Below are 16337 nucleotides of genomic sequence, written 5' to 3' on the forward strand. Positions count from 1 at the left end.
GTCTTTCTCAGCGCGGGCTGCGGTTGGTGCGCAGCACGAAATAGGCAGTCATCAATACCCAGATCGCCGCAAGCGAAAACCAGGTGATTGCGTATTGCAGGTGATCGTTCGGAATGCCAGCGGTGTCTACAGGCCAAGGCGTCACGCCGAGGTCAGTTTCCGGCACATCGCGCAGCACAATTAGGATGGGCTGTGTATTCAGGGCCGCGGCCAATGCAGGTACATCACGTGCAAACCAAAGGTTTGCTTCAGGGTCAGGTGCGGGTGTGAATTTATCCACTTCATTGGGCGCATCCAGATTGCCCACAAGCGTAAGGCGCACTTGTGTTACGCTCCGCACTTCACGCCCGTCAACCTGCCAGCCTGTGTCGACAAGCACCGACCCAAAGCCCTCAACATTAAACGGGCGTATGATGCGATGCACGGCTCCGGTCGTTCTGCGGGATGCCAGCATGCGAATGTGGTCGACTCCGAACTCACCTTCCACTTCGACCGGTGCATAGCGCTGAAAGGTGGGTTCCAACGCTTCCTTAAGCGCGATGGGTTCCGCAGAAATCTGCGCTTCGATGCGCGCGAGGAGGTCCTGCTTCCACGCCAGACGTTGCACCTGCCAGACCCCAAGGCTGATCAGGATGCCCGCCCCCATCAGGCCGAATGTCATCAGAAAGAGAAGGCGACGCATGCGCGCGATTGTCCTGTCTGAAAGTGAAAAGCGCGCGGAAACCGCGCGCTTTGATCTTGGTGCGGTTAACGCAGTTTAGTGGTCAAGGCCGGGCATGACGCCAACGCCCCAGATGTAGACAGCGAAGAACAGGAAGAGCCAGACCACATCAACGAAGTGCCAGTACCACGCGGCGGCTTCGAAGCCGATATGCTTCTCGGCCGAGAAGTGTCCCTTCATCGCGCGCAACAGGCACACGAACAGGAAGATTGTTCCGATGATGACATGCGCGCCGTGGAACCCGGTCGCCATGAAGAAGTTGGAGAAGAACTTGTCACCGCCAAACTCCCAACCTTGGTAGAGCAGGTATGAGTATTCGTAGGCTTGGAAGAAGGTGAACAGAACGCCGAGCACAACAGCGATGGCCAATCCATTCACCACGTCCTTGCGCGCGCCACCGTGGACCAGCGCATGGTGTGCCCAGGTCACGGCACAACCGGAAAGCAGCAGGATCAGGGTGTTGATCAGCGGCAGATGGAACGCGTCCACGTGGTAGATTTCAGGCTGCACATATTCAGTGCCGACATATTCGCTCATCGGGTACATGGCGTTCTTGAAGAACGACCAGAACCATGCAGCAAAGAACATCACTTCCGACATGATGAACAGGATGAAGCCATAGCGCAGGCCGATGCGGACCACGGGCGTGTGATCCCCCACCTTGCTTTCTGCGACAACGTCAGTCCACCAACCGAACATGGTGTAAAGGACGGCCACGAAACCGATCAGGAACAGCCACGGGCCGCTCAGTTCGATCGACTTGAAGAAGATAGTCATGCCGCCGGACATCCAGGCAACCGCGCCAAACAGCATGGTGAAGCCTGACAGCGCGCCGATCAAGGGCCAGGTCGATGGCGCAAGAATGTGGTAGTCGTGATTTTTTGCGTGGGCCATTGTCCGTCCCTCAGTTCAGGTTTGTATCTTCCGCCTGCTCGAGCGCGGCATAGCCTTCGGGCAGGTCGATTTGGTAAAATGTATAGCTCAACGTGATTGTGTGCACGTATTTTGCATCGCGATCCGTGACGATCTCGGGGTCCACATAGAACGTCACGGGCATCATCACGCGCTCACCGGGCTGCAACACCTGCTCCTCAAAGCAGAAACAGTCGATTTTAGAGAAAAATCCACCGGCTTCGTAGGGGGCGACGTTGTAACTCGCCGAGCCCGCGATGGGTTTGTCTGTCGGGTTGTATGCTTCGTAGAAGGCAAGGCCGGTCTCACCGATCCGCAGCTCCATCTCACGCACTTCTGGTGTGAAATGCCATGGCATATGCCGTTCCAGCGAGGCATCGAAACGTACTTTGATTGTTCGGTCCAGAATGTCGTCGCTGGCAACTTCGGAAACGCCCGGCGTTCCACCAAAGCCAGTGACCCGGCAGAACCAATCGTAGAATGGGACTGATGCCCAGGCGAGGCCGCCCATGACCAAGACCAAACTAAGCGTCTGGAAAACGGTCTTCTGTGGGCCAGAGAGGTGGCGCATTACTGTGTCTCCTCTAGACGGGGCAACTCGAACGCGCCGCCCGTGATTTTCACAAAAGTCAGTGCCAGGACCAGAACAACGAAGCCAACCAGCATCAAGCCAACACCGACGTTGCGCCCTTTGCGGCGCTGGTGAATCTCGTGCTCAGCCTTGATGCTCACGCCCAAATCCCCCACGCAGCGGGCAACATTGCCTCAAGCAAGATCGCGCCAAAGTGCAGAAAAAGATACAGCAGCGACAGCTTGAAGAACGATTTCTCTACTACATAGCCATCCGCTTCGGCCTGTGTCTCATCCCGGCGCCAGATATCAAAAGCACCTTTGAGGAACAGAGCATTCAGGATCACAGCAACGGTCAGATAGACTGGACCACCAATGGCCGTGAATGCAGTGCCGACGGCAAGCGCCACCAACAGCACCGTGTAAACCAGAATGTGCAGGCGCGTCGCCTTGCGCCCGTGCGTCACCGTCAGCATCGGCACACCGGCATCGTCGTAGTCCGACTTCATGAACAGCGCTAACGCCCAGAAATGCGGCGGCGTCCACATGAAGATCAGGGCAAACATCAACCATGCCTCGACAGACATTGAGCCTGTGGCGATCACCCAACCAATCACCGGAGGAAATGCCCCAGCCGCGCCACCAATCACGATGTTCTGCGGCGTCGACCGTTTCAGCCACATTGAGTAGATTACAGCGTAGAAGAAGATGGTGAAGGCCAGCAGAGCAGCGGCCAGCAGGTTGGCGCTGAGCGCCAGCATCATCACCGACATGCCCGAAAGGGCTACACCCAGCACTTTGGCTTCATCCGGAGTGACCTTGCCAGCTGGAATAGGCCGCTTAACGGTCCGCTTCATCACGGCATCAATATCCGCATCCCACCACATGTTCAGCGCACCCGAAGCCCCGGCACCAATGGCGACAAACAGGATCGATGCAAACGCGACAACGGGATGCACAGACACAGGGGCCGCCAGCAAACCGACAAGCGCCGTAAACACCACAAGTGACATAACGCGCGGCTTGAGCAGCGCGAAATAGTCACCAAGGCTCGCTTCGGCCTCGTGGGTCTGATGTTGGTAGCTGACGTCCGTCATATGCGTCTCTGCCTGAAAAACCGTAAGGCGGAGGTGCCCTCCGCCCTACCCGATTAGTTGGATGCGACTTGGAAGTCTTGCGGTGTGCCGGCGAACTCCGCTTTCGCGCCCGACAACCACTCTGCATATGCTTCTTCGCTCACCACTTTGACCGTGATGGGCATGTAAGCGTGGGCAATGCCGCACAGCTCGGAGCACTGACCGAAATAGACGCCCTCTTTCTCAGCAGTGAACCACAACTCGGCCAAACGGCCAGGCACGGCATCCTGCTTCACACCAAAGGCGGGGATGGTCCAGGCGTGGATTACGTCAGCACCGGTCACTTGTACAACGATGGTTTTGCCAACGGGCACAACAACGGCGTTATCGGTTGCCAGCAGGAAGTCTTCGCGGCTGTATCCAGCGTCGACAAGCGCTTGCTCCGTTTCAGGCGTCAAGGAGTTGTCGCCACCAGTTGCAGGCGCGCCGATCATGTAGCTGTCAAACGCGAAACCTTCGTCCACGTACTCGTAGCCCCAGAACCACTGATAGCCTGTGGCCTTGATGGTTACGTCCGCTTCGGGAATCTCTTGCTGGTGGAACAGCGTGGGCAGAGAAAATGCACCGATGAAAACCAAGATCACGATCGGAATGATGGTCCAGGCAATCTCAACCGGAGTGTTGTGGGTGAAGCCGGCAGGCTCGGGATTGCGCTTGCGGTTGTAGCGCACGATCACCCACGCCATCAGCCCGGTCACGAACAGAGTGATCAAGGTGATGATGACAAGGATCATACCGTCCAGCCATTGAAGGCGGCGGGCGATTTCCGTGGCGGCGGGTTGAAAACCCATTGCACCATCCACGGGGAGGCCAATCACCTCAAGGCCATCCTGGGCCCAGGCCGGGGCGGCAGCAAGGGCGCTGAGCACACCCGAAATCGAGAAAAGCTTTTTCATCTGGTCGTCCTGATCTTGAGTGATCAACATTTTGGTTCGGAGAAAGGCCGCAACACCTGTTGCGTTCGCCTCCCGTTGTATTGTCGCGACTTACAATCATATCTTGGCTTCAAGATAAAGACATAAGGGGCGCGTCAAACAGACGCTTGCCGTGACGAAATGCCCCACAGCACACCGGAGTATACCAAATGACCGACGCCCCCTTTGCACCGCTGGATCAGGATATTGACCGCGCGGTGGCCTTACAGGTTCTGCGCGACGCCACAGCAGGCGCGGACGACGGCGAATTGTTCTTTGAACGCCGCCGATCGGAAGCCCTGGTGTACGATGACGGTCGCCTGAAAACAGCCAGCTATGATGCAGCGCAGGGGTTTGGACTGCGCGCGGTAAAAGGAGAAGTGGCTGGGTACGCGCATTCCACAGAAATCTCCGAATCTGCTCTGCGCCGCGCGTCGGAAACCGCCCGCCTCGCGGTCGGGGATGGCGGAGGAACATTGGCGGATGCTCCGCAGCCGACCAACACGCATCTGTACACGTCCGACGATCCCATTGCCGGGGCCGGTTTTCCGGTCAAGCTGGAGACACTGAAAGACATCGACGCCTATCTGCGCGACCTTGATTCGCGGGTCGTTCAGGTGTCGGCCTCGCTTGCCGCCTCGATCCAAGAGGTCGAGATCTTGCGCCCTGAGGGTCATTCGGTGCGTGATGTCCGCCCGATGACCCGACTGAACATCTCGGTCATCGTGGAGCAAAATGGGCGTCGCGAAAGCGGGAGCGCAGGCGGCGGTGGGCGCGTTGGCCTCGATGGGCTGATCGACCGCACTGATTGGCAGGCCAAGGCACGCGAAGCATTGCGAGTGGCCGTCGTGAACCTTGATGCGGTCCCTGCCCCGGCTGGTGTTATGGATGTCGTCCTCGGCCCCGGCTGGCCAGGTATTCTGCTGCACGAAGCGATTGGTCACGGTCTCGAAGGAGACTTCAATCGCAAAGGCAGTTCCGCCTTCGCTGGGCTTATGGGCGAACGGATAGCTGCGCCGGGTGTCACTGTTCTTGACGATGGGACAATTCCCGAGCGGCGCGGGTCGATCACCGTCGATGACGAAGGTACGCCATCAGGCAAGAACACATTGATCGAGGATGGTATCCTTGTTGGTTACATGCAGGATCGCCAAAACGCCCGACTGATGGGCGTAAAGGCTACTGGCAACGGACGCAGGCAAAGCTACGCTCACGCGCCAATGCCGCGCATGACCAATACATACATGCTGGGCGGCGAAAGCACGGCAGAAGACATCGTGGCTGATCTCAAGGATGGAATCTATGCAGTTGGCTTCGGCGGCGGACAGGTTGATATCACCAACGGCAAATTCGTCTTTTCGTGTACCGAAGCCTATCGCGTGGAAAACGGTAAGGTCGGCGCGCCGGTCAAAGGTGCAACTCTTATTGGCGACGGTGCCACCGCACTCAAACATATCCGCGGGATCGGAAACGACATGGCGCTCGACCCCGGTATGGGCAATTGTGGCAAGGCGGGGCAGTGGGTGCCCGTTGGGGTCGGCCAGCCGACTTTGATGATCGGTGGGCTGACGGTTGGTGGATCTGCTGCGTGAACCGGCACTGATTCCAATTGTTTAAAATGAATGAAGTTTTGGCGCTTTTGGACGGTGCCCAGTTGATGCGTGTGTTTTTGGCACGACAATGGAATCTGTTTTCGCTCGGAAATTTCACAACAAAATCAAGGGGAAACTGGGCGTATTGATATGAAGCAGCGAGTCTTCATGCGTTGTTAACCTTGCCGATTCTACAACATTCTCAGCAACGGACGGAGCCTCGGATGACTGAAAAGGATACCCATCCTTCTTCCACTCACCCCCCACTCCCACCCACCTCGGAAGATGACCAGTTCGCCCGTCTCCGTCTGTTGCGCTCACGCCGGGTCGGCATTTCAACGTATAAACGCCTGCTGATTGAACACGGCACCGCGCAAAACGCGCTGGCCGCGCTACCCGAGGTAGCGCGCGCCGCCGGCGTTGAGAGCTACCAGGTTTGCCCCGAAGGTGTCGTATATGCCGAGCTGAAGGCCGCGCGCGCCATCGGCGCACGGCTCGTGGCGTTCGGCAGTTCCAACTATCCTGTTTCGTTGATGGAGCTGAGCGATGCGCCGCCATTCCTATGGGTGCTGGGCGAAACATCGCTGCTAAAAAAGCCGATGATTGCGCTTGTGGGTGCACGGAACGCGTCCTCACTTGGCACCCGTATGGCACGATCATTGGCCCGCGACTTGGGCGCGGAGGGATATGTCGTGGTTTCTGGGCTTGCGCGTGGTATCGACGCCTCTGCACATCTCGCCGCTCTGGCAACCGGCACGATTGCCGTGCAAGCCGGTGGTGTTGATACGATCTACCCCGCTGAAAACACCACTTTGGCCCAAGATATTGCCGCCCAAGGCGCACGCATCAGCGAACAGCCCATGGGTCTCCAGCCTATGGCCCGGCACTTTCCAGCGCGTAACCGGATCATCTCTGGTCTTGCCCAAGCCACGATTGTTGTTGAGGCGGCTGCCAAGTCCGGCAGCCTGATCACGGCGCGGGATGCGCTTGATCTGGGCCGTGACGTTCTCGCGGTGCCGGGTCACCCGATGGATGCGCGCGCGTCAGGCTGCAATATGCTGATCCGCGATGGAGCGACTTTGGTGCGTGACGCATCCGATGTGCTTGAGGCGTTGGCGCCGATCGCTCCCGTTGCTGCGCCAGAACTGCCATTACAAGCACCGACAAGTGCTCCCAAGGACCGCCGCACACTTCAAGAAACGGCAGCACTGCACCAACAAATACTGTCACGCCTTGGCCCCTCCCCATTGGCTGAAGACCAGTTGATCCGCGACCTCGGTGCGCCGTCGGCCGCCGTCGCGCCGGTGCTTGTTGAACTCGAGCTTGATGGCGCCATTGATCGCGCGCCGGGTGGCCTTCTGACCCGCGCCAGTTGATCGCACCCCATTGGGCAATATTGACATTCAGGCCTTGCGCCCCACATGTTGCGCCGCCATAGAGCAGCAAATTCTCCCGTTTGAGGTCACCCCGTTACATGCCTGTCGTCGTTGTTGAATCCCCTGCCAAAGCCAAGACGATCAACAAGTATCTGGGCGATGATTATACCGTCTTGGCCAGTTACGGACACGTCCGTGACCTGCCGCCGAAAGACGGTTCTGTCGACCCTGACAACGAATTCGACATGCTGTGGGAAGTCGCCAGCGACAGCAAGAAACACGTCAAGGCCATCGCGGACGCCCTGAAAGATGACAATGCCCTGATCCTCGCCACCGACCCCGATCGTGAAGGCGAGGCGATCAGCTGGCACTTGCAGGAGGCGCTGACGAAACGGAAGTCCATCAAAAAGGACACCGACGTCAAACGCGTCACGTTCAACGCCATTACAAAGGCCGCCGTCACCGAAGCGATGCAGAACGCACGACAAGTGGATATGCCACTGGTCGAAGCCTATCTGGCGCGTCGCGCGCTTGATTATCTGGTCGGCTTCAACCTGTCGCCCGTCCTCTGGCGCAAACTGCCCGGTGCCAAGTCCGCGGGGCGCGTCCAGTCTGTCTGCCTGCGCCTGATCACCGAGCGCGAGATGGAAATCGAAGCCTTCCGCGCCCGGGAATACTGGTCCGTCAAAGCCGTCCTCGCGTCCCCGCGGGGACAGGAATACGAGGCGCGTCTCGTAAACCTTGCCGGTAAGAAGCTTGAGAAATATGACCTGGAGAATCAGACGCAGGCGGAAATGGCCCAACAGGCCATCACCAGCCGCGACCTAAAAATCCAATCGGTCGAGGCGAAACCGGCCTCCCGTAACCCATCCGCTCCCTTCATGACCTCGACGCTGCAACAGGAAGCCAGCCGCAAATTCGGCATGGGTGCACGTCAGTGCATGTCGTCGGCACAGCGCCTCTATGAGGCGGGCTACATCACTTACATGCGGACAGATGGCATCGACATGGCACCTGAGGCCGTTCAGAACGCCCGCGATGCAATCAAGGATCGCTACGGCGCCGAGTACGTGCCCTCCCAACCGCGCATGTACAAGAACAAGGCCAAGAACGCGCAGGAAGCCCACGAATGTATCCGACCCACGGATATGGCACGCGATGCGGCAAGCCTGAAAATCACGGATGAAGATCAGCGCAAACTCTATGACCTGATCTGGAAACGGACCCTCGCCTGCCAGATGGAAGGTGCGCGGCTGGAACGCACAACGGTCGAAATTGGCAGCGACGATGGCCAAGTCGGTTTGCGCGCCACAGGGCAGGTTGTTCTGTTTGACGGGTTCCTGCGAGTCTACGAAGAAGGCCGCGATGACGTGGTCGTCGATGAGGACGACAAGCGCCTGCCGCAGCTGAGCGAAGGCGAAGCTGCCGACAAGCGGTCGGTCACGCCCGAACAGCACTTCACCCAGCCCCCGCCCCGCTATACCGAAGCAACGCTGGTCAAGCGTATGGAAGAGTTGGGGATCGGGCGCCCTTCGACCTACGCAAGCATCGTCACGACGATTCAGGACCGCGGCTACGTTCGCAAGGACCGCAACCGACTGATCCCTGAAGACAAGGGACGTTTGGTGATTGCTTTCCTCGAAAACTACTTCCGCAAATATGTCGGCTACAACTTCACGGCCGGGCTTGAGGAAGAATTGGACGACGTCAGCGCCGGCGATCGCAACTATAAGGATGTCCTTGGCCGCTTCTGGCAGGATTTCTCGGCGGCGATTGCAGAGACATCCGAACTGCGCATTACCGACGTGCTGGAAAAGATCAATGAGGTGCTAGAGCCTCACCTGTTCCCGCCGCTCGAAGATGGCGGTGACCCCCGCCTGTGTCCGAATTGCGGACTTGGCAGGCTTTCAATGCGTACCGCCCGTTCAGGTGGCGCTTTCATTGGGTGTTCAAACTACCCAGAATGCCGCTACACCCGCCCCTTCGGCCCGCCGGATCCGGAAGCCGAGGCCAGTGCCATTCCGCCTGAAGGCAAGCTGCTGGGCGAAGACGCAGGCGATGAAATCCGCGTGTTCAAAGGCCGTTTTGGTCCCTACGTACAGCGCGGTGCCGTCACCGAAGAGAACAAAAAGCCACCGCGCCAATCGATTCCAAAGGACTGGACACCTGAGGAACTGGAGCTGGACCGGGCCGTCATGCTGCTGTCCCTGCCCCGCGAACTGGGTCCGCACCCAGAAGACGGGATCATGGTCTGGGCCAATATCGGGCGCTACGGCCCGTATCTGAAACACGCGGAAAGCACCTCTGACCGCGGCGGCACCAACGCGAATCTCGAGAGCATCGACGAAGTGTGGACCGTTGGCATGAACCGGGCCGTCCAACTGCTCGCCGAAAAAGTCGCAAGTCGAGGCGGGCGTGGTGCTGCGGCCAAACCGCTGCACGAGCTGGGTGAACACCCCGACGAGGGCGGACCGGTCAACGTGATGAAGGGCAAGTATGGGCCTTACGTCAAATGGGGCAAAGTCAACGCGACCATTCCAAAAGGCACGGAACCCGAGGATGTCACCATGGAGATGGCCGTACAGCTAATCTCAGAAAAAGCACCCAAGAAGAAAACGACGCGCAAAAAGGCTGCCCCGAAAAAGAAGACGGCCAAGAAAAGTGCTTGATTTCAGTCTTTAATTTCCAGTGCCTCGACACGGTCAGCGACTTTGCCGAGCAGTCTGATCAACTCGTCCTGCTCTGTCACAGTCAGCGCAGACAAGAAAATACCCATGTCATTTAAATCCTGATCGTGGATGGCATCCGCGATCACCTGCCCTTCGGCCGTCAGGCGCAGCTGATAGGCGCGGCGGTCACCGGTACATTGCCTGCGTTCGATCCAGCCGCGGTTGATCAAGCGCCCGATCACGCTGCTGGCCGTGGTCGCCGCTATACCAAGCGATCCCGCGACCACCGATGCGCGGACGCCCGGATCAGCGCGCACCATGCCCAGCGTGTGAAAATCCAGAGGATTGAATTTGATAATGTGCTGATGTTCGGGCCCGGTCCGCTCACTGATCAGCAACACGCGCATCACCGTTTTCACGTGGCGCAGAAGGTCATGTTCCTTGGTCATACCTGAAAATTGCTCAGACCTCTTGAACCTGCAAGAGGGGGCTCCTAATTACTACGATAATCGCAACAATAACTGCGAGAATCGTAGTAAAAGGAAACAACCATGAAACGCTCGATCATTGCAACTGGTGTCGCATTTGCCCTGATGTTTGGGGCAGTCACGTCTTCCGCAGCGACCACAATTACCTTCCCGCCGGACATTCCGGCCAGCGACAATGCCAACGACACTGCGCAGACGAAGTGGGCGTTTAAATTCAAGCATTGAAGACAAGAAACGCAGCGCACCCGGCCAAGCGCCGGGCGCGCCTGAACATTGTTCTTCTGCGGCCCATTTTCAATAAGATCCACACGATGTGGAATTATTCCACATCAACAACGCGCCATCACGCCGACATCTTGTATTATAACGCGCACGTTGCCCTCTTCGTTGACTTTGACAGTGCATACATTCACATACTGAACCCAGTGCGACTGCCCTGCCACGGGGCTTCTTGGGGAAAGACATGAAGAAGATTTACGGCTCAGCTTCTGAAGCATTGGATGGGCTTTTGTTTGACGGCATGTTCATCGCGGCGGGGGGATTTGGCCTATGCGGCATTCCCGAACTGCTCTTGGACGCGATCAAGGATGCAGGCACCAGGGATTTGACCTTTGCATCGAACAACGCTGGTGTGGATGACTTTGGAATCGGCATCCTTTTGCAGACGCGCCAGGTGAAAAAGATGATCTCCTCCTACGTGGGCGAAAACGCGGAATTCATGCGCCAGTATCTGTCCGGCGAACTTGAGCTCGAGTTCAATCCTCAAGGCACCCTGGCCGAGCGGATGCGCGCGGGTGGCTGCGGCATACCCGGTTTTTACACCAAAACAGGTGTCGGAACCGTGATCGCCGAGGGCAAAGAGCACAAGGACTTCGGTGGCGAAACCTACATTATGGAAGAGGGCATCTTTGCCGATCTGTCCATCGTGAAGGCTTGGAAAGCGGATGCGACAGGCAATCTGATCTTCCGCAAGACTGCGCGTAACTTCAACCCGCCCGCCGCAATGTGTGGGAAAGTCTGTATCGCTGAGGTGGAAGAAATCGTCCCCACAGGCAGCCTTGACCCTGACGCAATCCACCTACCTGGTATCTACGTCCACCGCCTGATCCAGGGCGAACATGAAAAGCGCATCGAACAACGGACAACGCGCGCCGCGTGAGGAGCCAGGCCATGCCTGACACCATCGAAGAACTTCTGCAAGACGACAAATCCTTTGACGGGTTTTCGCGCGCGCAAGTTGCCATGGTGGTGACCAATCCGCATCTCGAAGACAACCCGATCGTTTACGTAAACCAGGCGTTCACGCGCTCGACCGGGTACGCTCGATCCGCATCGATTGGCCGCAATTGCCGGTTCCTTCAGGGCGAAGGGACACGTAAGACAGACGTGGACAAGCTGCGCGGCGGTATAGAGAACGAAGAAAGTGTCACGGTCGATATCCTCAATTACCGTGCCAATGGCGAACCGTTCACCAACCGCCTGATTGTCGCCCCCGTCCACGATTCACGGGGGGAAACCCAATATTTCGTGGGCATCCAAAAAGAGCTGCGGCAAAGTGAGATGGCAAGCAGCGCTGAGGACGTAAACGCACAGCTTATCGAGATCCAGAATCGGGTTGCCTCTGACCTCTCGATGATCATCGGGATGATCCGTCAGCAATCCGGATCTACATCCGTTCCCGAGGATTTTGCAGCCCTTAGTCGCAGGATTGAAACACTCCAACTGCTTTACGAAGAAATGAAGCTGAGCGATCAGCAGTCCAACCGGGACCGCATCCAAATGGGCAGCTACCTTTCTCGTCTATCAGCTGCGATTGCCCATATCGAAGGTCGCTCCGGTATTCGGGTTTCCCTGCAAATCGAGTCGTTGGAAGTGCCGATCGAAACGGCAACACGTGTCGGTCTGGTCCTGTCAGAGTTGCTCACGAATGCCTTCCAGCACGCCTTTGATCGCATCGACATGGGACTGGTCGAAGTCAGGATGAGCAGGCTGAGCGCAGGGGGCTTGCGCCTGATCGTTGCCGATGATGGCGTTGGCATCCCACAGGAAATGGAATGGCCTGACAGCAAGACTGTTGGCGGACGTATTGTGTCCGGCCTCATAGAAGGTCTAGAAGGAACACTGCATCTGGGCCGTGGCGCCGCAGGAAGTTTCATCACCATAGACGTGCCAGCTGGCGCGGCACTCACCGACGAATAGTGAATAAGGACAATCGATGCCCTGGGATCGCAACCAAATGGCGGCGCGTGCCGCGCAGGAACTTGAAGACGGCTGGTATGTGAACCTCGGCATCGGGATTCCGACGCTGGTGTCAAACTATATTCCCGACGGGATCGAAGTGACGCTCCAGTCGGAGAACGGCATGCTGGGCATGGGGCCCTTCCCCATTGAGGGTGAAGAAGACGCTGATCTGATCAATGCTGGAAAGCAGACGATCACCGAACTGCCTCAGACTGCGTATTTCGACAGCGCGCAAAGCTTTGGCATGATCCGTGGTGGCAAGATCGCGATGGCGATCTTGGGCGCAATGGAAGTGGCTGAGAATGGTGATCTGGCCAACTGGATGATCCCTGGCAAGCTGGTGAAGGGGATGGGCGGCGCCATGGATCTTGTTGCGGGTGTTGGGCGGGTCGTGGTTGTCATGGACCACACCAACAAGCATGGCGACAGCAAGGTGCTCAAGGAATGTACACTGCCGCTCACAGGTAAAGGCGTGGTTGATCGCATCATCACGAACCTTGGTGTGCTGGATGTGGTCGACGGTGGTCTGAAGATCGTCGAGGTTGCCGACGGCGTCACCGAAGACGAATTGCGCGCCGCCACCCAGGCGACCCTTGTCTGAGTTTGACATTCATCGGGAAGAAGACGGGTCGAAAGGCCGGTACACGCTGACCCGTGATGGAGCCGTGGCGGAGCTGACCTTTTCAATCCTCTCGGCTCAGACGCGCATTGCGGACCATACTGGAGTGCCTGATGCCATGCGTGGCACCGGTGCAGGCCAAGCGCTGGTCAAAAGACTGGTCGATGATGCCCGGGCGGAGGGATGGAAGATTGTCCCTCTCTGCCCCTTCGTAAACGCGCAGCGGGCGATGCACCCGGATTGGGCTGATGCGTTCAGCGTTTGACCACTCCTGTTTGCGACAGATAGTAAGGGCAGCGCCCTGCCCTAAAAACGGCACGTCAATTTAAAGCGGCGAATACGCAACCATCCGTGACCAGTTCCGGCGGCGTCACACACAAGCCCTTTGCCACCTGAAACGTTGCCAGAACCTTCGGAACATAGTCTCGCGTTTCTGCATAAGGTGGGACACCTTTGTGGGTTCGCACCGCCCCTTCGCCTGCGTTATACCCCGCAAGCACGAGCACAGGATCGCGGTCGAACGTATCCATCAGCCAGTCAAGGTACCTGACACCGCCAGCGATATTCTCGTCTGGGGCAAAGCTGTCTTCGACCCCGAAACGCGCGGCCGTGTCGGGCATCAACTGCATCAGCCCTTGTGCCCCCGCTCCGCTCTGGGCATCCGGCTTGCCCGCAGATTCCACCATCATAACCGCCAAAACCAACGCAGGTGATACATCCGTACCGATCGTCGCTTTCAAAATGTCGATGCCCTGCGCCTGGGCCAAGGTCTGCATTTGCTGCAACCGCGGCACCGGCACCGGCTGTTCGGCGCGCGCCAACGCTCGCAATGCCTTGTCCAACCGACCAGGCCCTGCCTTGTCAATCTCAGGAGAGATGTCCTGCCAGAACCAGTCAAAGCGTGTCGACGGTACCCTGGGGGTCGCGGCAGCATCAGATGCCTCGGGCGCACTTGCCTCTGCCGCGGGTGCTTCTGGGTCGATCTGCACCGTGATAAACCTCTTCGCGCCAGGCTGCGGTGGCTTTACGCGCTTGGCAGAGAAATCTTTGAAGGGCGGTGGATCATCGGCAAGGGCATTTCCGCACATCAATGAAAGCGCCGTCAAAAGCGCCAGAGGCAAACGAACCATCAAACTGCTCTCACTTTGACGCCCACTCTTTGGTGGACTTTCGCAAATTATCGCAAAAATCTGGGTTTCAAGCCAGTCTGCAGCGCGGAAAAAATGGCAAAGCTGCCACATTTGCCATGCTGATTAACCTATTTTACACCAACAGATCACCGCCAGTCATTTTTTTCCTATAAAAAACAGCATCTTAAAAAATCATTTCAAAAAACTTGGCGCGAGACGTGAAATCCTCAATTTGCCGTCAAATTCGTGCCCCAATCCCCCGACTATATAGCGGCATACCAAGTCGGACACGGGCCAATGAGAGAGAGCGGCTCACAAAGGACGGCGCGGTTAATGCAAATCTACTGATCCTTTGGAGGGACACTATCATGATCAAGTTCATCAAAAACTTCCGTAACGACGAAGACGGCGCCGTAACAGTTGACTGGGTTGTTCTGACCGCAGCCGTTGTTGGCCTGGCAATTGCTGCTTACACATCGATCGAATCCGGCGCGACCGGCCTGACAGCTGCCACCGACACATTCCTGGGTGAGCAAGTCATCGGCGAAATCGGCGAGCCTGCTGGCGAATAATAGTCTGACGTAATCGTCTGACCAGGGGGCCGCGACCGCTTTCGGACGCGGCCCTTTTTTTCAGAAGGCACTTGTAGATTATTTAAAGAGGTCCACGATGATCCGGTTCTTGAAAACGTTCCAACACAACGAAGACGGAGCAGTTACGGTTGATTGGGTCGTTCTGTGCGCCGCAATAGTTGGCTTGGCGATTGTAATTGTGACAGCCATGCAAACCGGGGCCCTTACCTTGACAGGGAATGTCGGAACATTTTTTGAAACCGAGTTCTTTACCGGCGAGTAAACGAGTTCAATACCAGACAGCACAGAAGACCGGACCGCCACGCGCGTCGGGTCTTTGTTGCTTGAGCATCGCGAACGCGAGTGCCTTTAAGCTTTCCCACTGCTTCCCAGAAATCGCCACAATCGAATGTCACGTATTCTCGTAAGAGGTTCCGCCCGTTCCGGCGCAGGAACCCAATCAATGAGGTGCTGAAATGCGAATGGTATTTGGATTGGTTCTGCTTGCGGGGATCGCCCTGGCAGGCGGAGCCGTTTACATGGCCAAGAATTACATCGGGAAGTATCAGGTTGCCTTGGCCGCGGAACGCGCCCAACGCGAAAAGATCGTACCGACGATCCCCGTCTATGTCGCAGAGCGGCGATTGAAATATGGTGAAGAACTGACGGCTGAGGACGTGCGCGCCGTGGATTGGCCCGAAACCTCGGTCCCGGAAGGTGCGTTTACCGAAGATAACCCTCTCTTCCCCGAAGGTGAGACTGACCACCGTGTCGTTCTGCGTACAATGGAAAAGCACGAGGCCATCCTTACCGTGAAAGTGACCGAACCCGGTGAGGAAGCAGGTCTGACATCGCGCCTTGAACGCGGCATGCGCGCCTTTGCAATCCGTGTTGATGTTGCAACCGGTGTTTCCGGATTCCTGCGCCCCGGCGATCGCGTGGACGTTTACTGGACCGGCCGCGTAGACAAGTCGCTTGATCAAAGCCGTGGCGAAGTCACCAAGTTGATCCAACCTGCGATTAAACTGATTGCCATTGACCAGAATGCCGCCGGTGACCTTGATGGAACAGTAATTGCTCAGACCGTGACGGTAGCTGTCGCCCCTGCTCAAGTGGCCAAACTGGCGCAAGCACAGTCCACCGGGCGTCTTTCATTGTCTCTTGTCGGTGCAGAGGATGACACGGTTGCGGGCGCTATCGAAGTCGACCAACGCGACCTTCTCGGCATCGAAAGCAAAGCAGTGAAGGTCGAGGTAGAGAAGGAAAAGACCTGTTCCATCCGCACACGACGCGGCGCAGAGGTTGTGCAAATTCCGATCCCCTGCACCAATTGATCCTACCCATTTCAATCACTTACACCGGCGTCACGTTCTGTGGCGCCGGTTTTTGCTTTACCT

The 16337-nt window shown here is 57.4% G+C and carries 19 protein-coding genes; 11 read left to right on the plus strand and 8 right to left on the minus strand.

Going from position 1 to position 16337, the window contains the following annotated elements; translation table 11 throughout:
* Positions 1–7: 7 nt before the first annotated feature.
* The 6 genes from IE087_RS08245 to coxB all read right to left on the minus strand — a co-directional run bounded on the left by IE087_RS08245 (position 8) and on the right by coxB (position 4235).
* Complete coding sequence (locus IE087_RS08245) at positions 8–682, minus strand: SURF1 family protein (protein ID WP_189368833.1); 675 nt, start codon at positions 680–682, stop codon at positions 8–10.
* Positions 683–757: 75 nt separating this feature from the next.
* Positions 758–1615: a cytochrome c oxidase subunit 3 gene (locus IE087_RS08250; protein WP_189368834.1), complete on the minus strand. Its 858-nt coding sequence runs from the start codon at positions 1613–1615 to the stop codon at positions 758–760.
* Positions 1616–1625: 10 nt separating this feature from the next.
* Positions 1626–2204 (minus strand): cytochrome c oxidase assembly protein, encoded by a 579-nt coding sequence (locus IE087_RS08255; protein ID WP_189368835.1) that lies wholly within the window; start codon positions 2202–2204, stop codon positions 1626–1628.
* Positions 2204–2365 carry a cytochrome c oxidase system small membrane protein gene (locus IE087_RS08260; RefSeq protein WP_189368836.1) on the minus strand — a complete coding sequence of 54 codons (162 nt, stop codon included), beginning with the start codon at positions 2363–2365 and terminating at the stop codon, positions 2204–2206. Before IE087_RS08260 ends, IE087_RS08255 begins: the two co-directional genes overlap by 1 nt.
* Positions 2362–3300 carry a heme o synthase gene (gene cyoE / locus IE087_RS08265; protein ID WP_189368837.1) on the minus strand — a complete coding sequence of 313 codons (939 nt, stop codon included), beginning with the start codon at positions 3298–3300 and terminating at the stop codon, positions 2362–2364. The genes IE087_RS08260 and cyoE overlap by 4 nt, the downstream gene beginning before the upstream one ends.
* Before the next feature lie 53 nt (positions 3301–3353).
* Positions 3354–4235: a cytochrome c oxidase subunit II gene (coxB, locus tag IE087_RS08270; RefSeq protein WP_189368838.1), complete on the minus strand. Its 882-nt coding sequence runs from the start codon at positions 4233–4235 to the stop codon at positions 3354–3356.
* A 188-nt stretch (positions 4236–4423) separates the two neighbouring features.
* Between coxB and tldD the strand changes: the two genes are divergently transcribed.
* The 3 genes from tldD to topA all read left to right on the plus strand — a co-directional run bounded on the left by tldD (position 4424) and on the right by topA (position 9890).
* Entirely contained in the window at positions 4424–5845 is a 1422-nt protein-coding gene (gene tldD, locus IE087_RS08275; protein ID WP_189368839.1) for a metalloprotease TldD, read from the plus strand.
* A 224-nt stretch (positions 5846–6069) separates the two neighbouring features.
* On the plus strand, positions 6070–7221 hold the full coding sequence (gene dprA, locus IE087_RS08280) for a DNA-processing protein DprA (RefSeq protein ID WP_189368840.1): 1152 nt from the start codon (positions 6070–6072) through the stop codon (positions 7219–7221).
* 98 nt (positions 7222–7319) lie between these two features.
* Positions 7320–9890 carry a type I DNA topoisomerase gene (topA, locus tag IE087_RS08285; protein WP_189368841.1) on the plus strand — a complete coding sequence of 857 codons (2571 nt, stop codon included), beginning with the start codon at positions 7320–7322 and terminating at the stop codon, positions 9888–9890.
* Between the two features lie 2 nt (positions 9891–9892).
* Here the strand turns inward: topA and IE087_RS08290 are convergent, their stop codons facing one another.
* Positions 9893–10339: a MarR family winged helix-turn-helix transcriptional regulator gene (locus IE087_RS08290; protein ID WP_189368842.1), complete on the minus strand. Its 447-nt coding sequence runs from the start codon at positions 10337–10339 to the stop codon at positions 9893–9895.
* Between the two features lie 102 nt (positions 10340–10441).
* On the opposite strand from IE087_RS08290, the gene IE087_RS08295 reads away from it, so the two are divergent.
* The 5 genes from IE087_RS08295 to IE087_RS08315 all read left to right on the plus strand — a co-directional run bounded on the left by IE087_RS08295 (position 10442) and on the right by IE087_RS08315 (position 13503).
* Positions 10442–10603, plus strand: a complete 162-nt coding sequence (locus IE087_RS08295; protein WP_189368843.1) for a hypothetical protein — start codon at positions 10442–10444, stop codon at positions 10601–10603.
* A gap of 238 nt (positions 10604–10841) precedes the next feature.
* On the plus strand, positions 10842–11537 hold the full coding sequence (locus tag IE087_RS08300) for a CoA transferase subunit A (protein ID WP_189368844.1): 696 nt from the start codon (positions 10842–10844) through the stop codon (positions 11535–11537).
* Positions 11538–11548: 11 nt separating this feature from the next.
* The gene (locus IE087_RS08305; protein ID WP_189368845.1) at positions 11549–12577 is read left to right on the plus strand and encodes a PAS domain-containing protein; all 1029 of its coding nucleotides are present in this window, start codon (positions 11549–11551) and stop codon (positions 12575–12577) included.
* 16 nt (positions 12578–12593) lie between these two features.
* Complete coding sequence (locus IE087_RS08310) at positions 12594–13220, plus strand: 3-oxoacid CoA-transferase subunit B (RefSeq protein WP_189368846.1); 627 nt, start codon at positions 12594–12596, stop codon at positions 13218–13220.
* Positions 13213–13503 carry a GNAT family N-acetyltransferase gene (locus IE087_RS08315; protein WP_189368847.1) on the plus strand — a complete coding sequence of 97 codons (291 nt, stop codon included), beginning with the start codon at positions 13213–13215 and terminating at the stop codon, positions 13501–13503. The genes IE087_RS08310 and IE087_RS08315 overlap by 8 nt, the downstream gene beginning before the upstream one ends.
* Before the next feature lie 55 nt (positions 13504–13558).
* On the opposite strand, the gene IE087_RS08320 is transcribed toward IE087_RS08315, so the two are convergent.
* Positions 13559–14368: a lytic transglycosylase domain-containing protein gene (locus IE087_RS08320; protein ID WP_189368848.1), complete on the minus strand. Its 810-nt coding sequence runs from the start codon at positions 14366–14368 to the stop codon at positions 13559–13561.
* A gap of 368 nt (positions 14369–14736) precedes the next feature.
* On the opposite strand from IE087_RS08320, the gene IE087_RS08325 reads away from it, so the two are divergent.
* From IE087_RS08325 to cpaB, 3 genes are all read left to right on the plus strand, one after another.
* On the plus strand, positions 14737–14940 hold the full coding sequence (locus IE087_RS08325; RefSeq protein ID WP_189368849.1) for a Flp family type IVb pilin: 204 nt from the start codon (positions 14737–14739) through the stop codon (positions 14938–14940).
* A gap of 97 nt (positions 14941–15037) precedes the next feature.
* Complete coding sequence (locus tag IE087_RS08330; protein ID WP_189368850.1) at positions 15038–15223, plus strand: hypothetical protein; 186 nt, start codon at positions 15038–15040, stop codon at positions 15221–15223.
* A gap of 193 nt (positions 15224–15416) precedes the next feature.
* Positions 15417–16274 (plus strand): Flp pilus assembly protein CpaB, encoded by an 858-nt coding sequence (gene cpaB / locus IE087_RS08335; protein WP_189368851.1) that lies wholly within the window; start codon positions 15417–15419, stop codon positions 16272–16274.
* The last annotated feature ends 63 nt before the right edge of the window (positions 16275–16337 follow it).

The sequence above is a fragment of the Tateyamaria omphalii genome, from assembly GCF_014651375.1.
Taxonomy (GTDB): Bacteria; Pseudomonadota; Alphaproteobacteria; order Rhodobacterales; family Rhodobacteraceae; genus Tateyamaria; species Tateyamaria omphalii.